Origin of the sequence: Mycobacterium hippophais, from assembly GCF_027529605.1 — a bacterium.
Lineage (GTDB): Bacteria > Actinomycetota > Actinomycetes > Mycobacteriales > Mycobacteriaceae > Mycobacterium > Mycobacterium arseniciresistens.
On record NZ_JAPZPY010000026.1, the window covers coordinates 1 to 1,521 of the forward strand.

At 68.2% G+C, this 1,521-nt stretch carries 1 protein-coding gene; it reads right to left on the bottom strand.

Annotated elements, in window-relative coordinates; all coding sequences use genetic code 11:
• A partial coding sequence (locus O6P37_RS28380) for a condensation domain-containing protein (RefSeq protein WP_269897210.1) occupies positions 1-1,521 on the bottom strand: 1,521 nt, incomplete at both ends.

Here is a 1,521-nt window from a genome sequence, read left to right on the forward strand (position 1 = left end):
CACCAACCGCCCAACAAGCGCCTCCACCGAGGCACCATCGAACACATCAGTGCGGTACTCGACCACGCCACAGATCCCGGCCGGCTCACCGGCCTCGGTGAAGCGTTCGGTCAGCGAGAACGCCAGATCCATCCGCGCGGTGTGGGTCTCGATCGGCATCTGGGTGGCCCGCACGTTGCCCATGGCCAGCGCCGCCGTCGGGTCCAGATCGTGGCCGGCGAAGTTGTTCCAGGCCAACAGCACCTGCACCAGCGGATGGTGGGCCATCGAGCGGGTGGGGTTGATCTTCTCGACGAGCACCTCGAAGGGCACATCCTGATGTTCGAAGGCGGCCAGGCTGCGGGCCCGCACGTCGGCCAGCAACTCCGCGACGGTCGGATCCCCACTCAGATCAGTGCGCAGCACCAGCGTGTTGACGAAGAACCCGATCAACTCGTCGAGTGCCGGATCGTTGCGCCCAGCGATCGGGAAACCCAGCGCCACATCAGAACTCCCACTGACCCTACCCAGCAGCACCGACAGCGCGGCCTGCACCACCATGAAACCGGTAGCGCCGTGCTGGGCGGCCACCTCCCGTATCCGCTGCTGCAACTCCGCCGGCCACGCCACCGCCACCGCCGCGCCCCGTTGATCAGCCACCGACGGATAGGGCCGGTCGACCGGCAGCGCCAACCGCTCGGGCATCCCGGCCAGTGCGTCCTGCCAGTACGCCAACTGCCCGGCGATGCGGCTCTGCCTGTCAGCCAGATCGCCCAGATAACCGCGCTGCCAAAGGGTGTAGTCGATGTACTGCACGGGCAACGGCGCCCAATCAGGGGCGCTTCCGGCGCTGCGGCTTGCATATGCCCGACCGAGATCACCCACCAGCGGCGACAACGACGTCCCGTCGGCGGCGATGTGGTGCACCACTCCCACCAGCACGTGTTCCTCGTCGGAAATCCGCAACAACATCGCCCGCAAGGGGATCTCGCCGGCCAAGTCGAACGCGTGGCTCGCGGCGGCCTCGACGGCCTCACGGCGGCGCGCCTGCGACCAGCCTTCGGCGTCGACCACCTGCCAGCCGAAGTCCACCGCCTCGGCAGCCACCACCACCTGCCGGGGCACACCCTCAGACGCGACGAACAGCGTCCGCAGGCTCTCGTGGCGGGTCACCACGTCCAGCAGTGCCGCGTGCAGCGCCTCGACGTCGAGATCGCCCACCATCTGCAGCGCGACCGCCATGTTGTAGACCGGCGAGGGCCCGTGCAGCTGGTCGATGAACCACAACCGGTTCTGGGCGAACGACAACGGAACCACCGCAGGACGCTGCGCCGCCCTCAACGGCTCCAGCCCGCCGCCGTGGCCGTCGACACGTGTGGCCAGCTGCGCCACCGTGGGCGCCTCGAACAACACACGCACAGCGAGATCGGTGTCCAGCGACCGATTCACCGCCGACATCACCCGCATCGCCGACAACGAGTCCCCGCCGAGTTCGAAGAACGAGTCGTCGACCCCCACCCGATCCAATCCCAGCACCTGGGC